Annotated in this window: 4 protein-coding genes; 3 read left to right on the forward strand and 1 reads right to left on the reverse strand. The window is 70.8% G+C overall.

Annotation, left to right across the window (positions count from 1 at the left end; translation table 11 throughout):
* From dnaE to Q0L15_RS12570, 3 genes are all read left to right on the forward strand, one after another.
* Window positions 1-2350 (forward strand): DNA polymerase III subunit alpha (gene dnaE, locus Q0L15_RS12560; protein ID WP_296604781.1); only part of this gene is annotated, 2350 nt, incomplete at its 5' end.
* Window positions 2335-2970 (forward strand): hypothetical protein, encoded by a 636-nt coding sequence (locus Q0L15_RS12565; protein WP_296604782.1) that lies wholly within the window; start codon window positions 2335-2337, stop codon window positions 2968-2970. The genes dnaE and Q0L15_RS12565, both read left to right, overlap by 16 nt.
* 50 nt (window positions 2971-3020) lie before the next feature.
* The gene (locus tag Q0L15_RS12570) at window positions 3021-4691 is read left to right on the forward strand and encodes a DUF3352 domain-containing protein (RefSeq protein ID WP_296604783.1); all 1671 of its coding nucleotides are present in this window, start codon (window positions 3021-3023) and stop codon (window positions 4689-4691) included.
* A 17-nt stretch (window positions 4692-4708) separates the two neighbouring features.
* Here Q0L15_RS12570 and Q0L15_RS12575 read toward each other — a convergent pair.
* Window positions 4709-5021 (reverse strand): YbaK/EbsC family protein (locus Q0L15_RS12575; protein WP_296604784.1); only part of this gene is annotated, 313 nt, incomplete at its 5' end.

Consider the following 5021-nt stretch of genomic DNA (forward strand, 5'->3'; position numbering starts at 1 on the left):
CCTGTGCCCCCTCGAGCACGGCCTGTTCTTCGAGCGCTTCCTCAACCCCGAGCGCCCCTCGATGCCCGACTTCGACATCGACTTCGACGACCACCGCCGCGGCGAGGTCATCAAGTACGTCACCGACAAGTACGGCGCCGACCGGGTCGCCCAGATCGCGACGTTCGGCCGGCTCAAGGCCAAGGCCGCGATCAAGGACGCCGCGCGGGTGCTGGACTACGGCTTCGCGATCTCCGATCGCATCACCAAGGCGCTGCCGCCCGACGTCATGGGCAAGGGCGTGCCGCTCAAGGACATCTTCGACCCCGCCCACAAGCGCTACGGCGAGGGCGGGGAGTTCCGGTCGCTGCACGAGTCCGACCCCGACGTGCGCCGCATCTACGAGACCGCCGTCGGCCTCGAGGGCCAGATCCGCAACTGGGGCGTCCACGCCGCCGGCGTCATCATGTCCAGCGACCCCCTGATCGACATCGTCCCGATCATGGCCCGTCCGCAGGACGGCGCGGTCATCACCCAGTTCGACTACCCGATGTGTGAGTCGCTCGGGCTGGTCAAGATGGACTTCCTGGGCCTGAGCAACCTCCACATCCTCGACGACGCGGTGGCCAACATCGAGGCCAACAAGGGCGAGAGGGTCGTCCTCGAGGAGGTCCCGTTCGACGACCGGGCGACCTACGAGCTGATGGGCCGCGGTGACACGCTCGGCATCTTCCAGCTCGATGGTGGGGGCATGCGGGCCCTGCTGCGCTCGATGCAGCCCGACAAGTTCGCCGACATCACCGCGGTCTCCGCGCTCTACCGCCCCGGCCCGATGGGTGCCGACTCCCACAACAAGTACGCCCGCCGCAAGAACGGCCGCGAGCCGATCGAGCCGATCCACCCGGCGCTCGCCGAGGCCCTCGAGCCGGTGCTGGGGGAGACCTACGGCCTGATCGTCTACCAGGAGCAGGTGATGGCGATCGCCCAGGTCCTGGCCGGCTTCACGCTCGGCGCCGCAGACAACCTGCGTCGCGCCATGGGCAAGAAGAAGAAGGAGGAGCTGGACAAGCAGTACGCCGGCTTCCAGGCCGGGATGCTCGAGCGCGGGTTCCCCCAGGACGCGATCGACACCCTCTGGGCGATCCTGCTCCCGTTCTCCGACTACGCGTTCAACAAGTCCCACTCCGCCGCCTACGGCGTCATCACCTACTGGACCGCCTACCTCAAGGCCAACTACCCGACCGAGTACATGGCTGCGCTCCTGACGTCCGCCCGCGACGACAAGGACAAGATGGCGATCTACCTCAACGAGTGCCGGCGGATGAAGATCCAGGTCCTGCCGCCCGACGTGAACGAGTCCTCGCACAACTTCACCCCGGTCGGCAACGACATCCGCTTCGGGCTCACCGCCGTGCGCAACGTCGGCGCCAACGTCGTCGACGGCATCGTGGCCGCCCGGGCCGAGAAGGGCCGCTACGAGGACTTCAACGACTTCCTGATGAAGGTCCCGGCCCACGTGTGCAACAAGCGGGTCTTCGAGTCGCTGATCCTCGCCGGCGCGTTCGACGACATGAAGCACAAGCGGCGTGCCCTCCACCTCAAGCACGAGGAGGCCGTCGACCGCTACGTCGGGCTGAAGAAGGAGGACGAGGGGCAGGACTCGCTCTTCGGCGGGGGCGGCGGTGACGAGGTCGTCTTCGACGTCAGCGTCGCGCTTCCCGACATCGACGAGTGGGACAAGATGACCCTGCTCTCCCGCGAGCGCGAGATGCTCGGCCTCTACGTCTCCGACCACCCGCTGCTCGGCCTCGAGCACGTGCTGGCCAACAGCAGCGACTGCACCATCGGTCAGCTGATGCTCGACGAGGATCGCCAGGACGGTTCGCCGGTGACGATCACGGGCCTGGTGACCACCGTGCAGCGCAAGATCACCAAGCGCGGCGACGCCTGGGCGATGATCACCGTCGAGGACCTCGACGGAGCCATCGACGTCCTGCTGTTCCCCAGCGCCTACCAGCTCGCCGGCCCGCACCTGGTCGAGGACGCGATCATCACCGTGAAGGGTCGCCTGTCGCGACAGAAGGACCAGCCCGAGATCCACGGCCAGGAGGTGTCGGTCCCCGACCTCTCCGACGGACCCTCCGGACCGGTGGTCATCAGCCTGCCCTCGACCCGCTGCACGCCGCCGGTGGTCGCGCAGCTCAAGGACGTGCTCGGGACCCACCCCGGCATGACCGAGGTCCGCCTGCGACTGTTGACCCGTGAACAGACCATGGTCATGCGCCTCGACGACCGGCTGCGGGTCACCCCGAGCCCGGCACTCTTCGCTGATCTCAAGCAGCTGCTGGGGCCGGGGTGCCTGACGGGCTGACCGACGGGGCGACAGCGGGCCGGCCCGGCCCCGAGCACCCCCCCGAGCACCTGCCCGAGCACCTGGCCGCGCGACGCTCCTCGCTGCGCCCCGGGCTCGTGCAGGCCGCCATCGGGATCGTGGTGCTGGCGGCCGTGGGCGCGCTGGCCGGGGTCGTCTGGGAGTGGCTGTGGACCCCGCCCGTCGGCGTCGTGGTCGACCACCGGTGGCTGGCCGAGGACGAGGCGGGTCTGCGTGCCCAGTTCTCCGGGACCGGGTGGTTCGTCGTCATCGCCACCGTCGCGGGCCTGATCGCGGGCGGGCTGGTCGCGCTCTTCCTCGACCGGGTCCCGCTGCTCACCCTGCTCGCCGTCGTGGTGGGCTCGGTGCTCGGCACCTGGCTGATGCTCGAGGTCGGGGCGGCCCTCGGGCCGCCCGACCCGACACACCTGGCCACGACCGCCGAGGACGGGACCCGCCTTCCGGGCGCGCTCGAGGTGTCGCGCCGTACGCCGTGGATCTCGATGCCCGCCGGCGCCCTGGCCGCCCTGGCCCTGGTGTTCTTCGGCCTCACCGCCGGCCGTCGGCACCCCCACGCCGACGACCTGCACGCCCACCACCACACCCACCGCGCCCGGTAGGCTCCCGCCGAGCGGACGTCCGGTCCGCGTCCGACACATGGGGGTGTCTCGTGACCAGCAGCCCGGAGTACCTCGAGAGCGGCAGCGGCCGTCCCCTCGCGCCGCCGCAGGACTCGTCCGGAGGCGGCGGCCGTCGGACGGGGTGGATCGTGGGTGGGGGCCTGGTCGCGCTCGCCGTCGTGGGCGCAGGCGCGTGGGCCGCGTGGTCGTTCTTCGCGACCGGGCCGCAGCCGGCGGAGGCGCTCCCCGCCTCGACGATCGCCTACGTCAGCGTCGACCTCGACCCCAGCGGCGGGCAGAAGATCGAGGCGGTCCGCACGCTGCGGAAGTTCCCGGCGTTCAAGGACGAGATCGGCCTCGACACCGACGACGACATCCGCCAGCGGATCTTCGAGGAGATCCAGGGCGAGGGCACGTGCGAGGACCTCGACTACGGCGACGACGTCGAGCCCTGGCTCGGGGACCGGATGGCGATCGCGGCCGTCGACACCGGCGAGGACATGCCGTCGCCGGTGATCGTGCTGCAGGTCTCCGACGAGGACGCGGCCGACGAGGGCATGGCCAAGGTCAAGGACTGCAGCGGCGGTGACGGCGAGGCGAGCGGTGCCTGGGCGATCCGCGACGGCTGGGCGCTGCTCGGCGAGACGCAGGACATGGTCGACGAGATCGCCGACGACGCGGCCGACTCGCCGCTCTCGGAGGACGACGACTACACCGGCTGGACGGACGCCGCGGGCGATGCGGGCATCGCCACCGCCTACCTCGCCCCGGAGGCCGGCAAGGTGCTCGCCGACAGCCTCGACGGGTTCCTGGATCCGTTCGGGGTCCTGGGCGAGCTCGAGGGCAGCGGTGGCATGCCGATGACGTACTCCGACGACGCCTCGAGCGCCGAGTGCGCCGCGCCGTGCGTCGGCTACGCGGCCGCGCCCGTCTCCGAGGAGGTCACAGCCGCCCTCGAGGACTTCAAGGGCATGGCGGCCACGCTGCGCTTCGACGACGGCTCGCTGGAGCTCGAGGTCGCTGCCGACCCCGGCAAGTCCCAGGACGCGCTCGACGGCGACCGCGGTGGCGACGTGCTGTCCACCCTCCCCGACGACACGGCGGCCGCCATCGGCATGGGCTTCGCCGACGGCTGGTTCGGCGACCTGGTCGACCAGCTCTCCGGTCAGCTCGGCGGGATGAGCAGCGACGAGCTCCTCGACGAGATGGCCGACCAGACCGGCCTCGACCTCCCCGACGACGTCGAGACGCTGATGGGCGAGTCGGCCGCGCTGTCCCTGGGCGGCGACTTCGACCTCGAGCGGTTCGTGAACTCCGACGACGGCAGTGACGTGCCGATCGGTCTGAAGGTGCAGGGCGACCCCGACGAGATCGAGTCGGTGCTCGACAAGATGCGGTCCCAGATGGGTTCGGCGTCCTCGATCGTCGACAGTGACAGCGACGGCGACCTGATCGCGATCGGCCCGGACGCCGACTACCGCGAGCGGCTGCTCGGCGACGGCGACCTCGGCGACTCCGAGGTGTTCGAGAACGTCGTGCGCGAGGCCGGCGACGCCGCAGCCGTGCTCTTCGTCAACTTCGACGCGGGGGACTGGCTCACGAGCATCGCCGAGGAGGACCCCGAGGTGGCCGAGAACCTGAAGCCGCTGCAGGGCCTGGGTGTCAGCACCTGGCTCGAGGACGACGCCAGCCACCTGGTGCTGCGGCTGACCACGTCCTAGGCCTCGAGGCTAGGAGGTCACCGAGCGATCGGCGCCACCGTCGCGCCCGTCACCCGCACCAGGTCGGCGGGCGCGACACCCAGGTCGAGGCCACGGCGTCCACCGGAGACGTAGACGACGTCGAACCCGAGTGCACTCTCGTCGAGCACCGTCCGGTGGGTGCGCTTCTGGCCGAACGGCGAGATCCCGCCGGCGACGTACCCGGTCGCCCGCTCGGCGGCCGCCACGTCGGCCATCACCGCCTTGCTCACCCTGAGCGCGCGGGCGAGCGCCTTGAGGTCGAGCTGGCCGGTGACCGGCACGATGCCGACGGCGAGCGTGCCGGCGGCA

It is taken from the genome of Nocardioides sp., from assembly GCF_024509035.1.
Taxonomy (GTDB): domain Bacteria; phylum Actinomycetota; class Actinomycetes; order Propionibacteriales; family Nocardioidaceae; genus Nocardioides.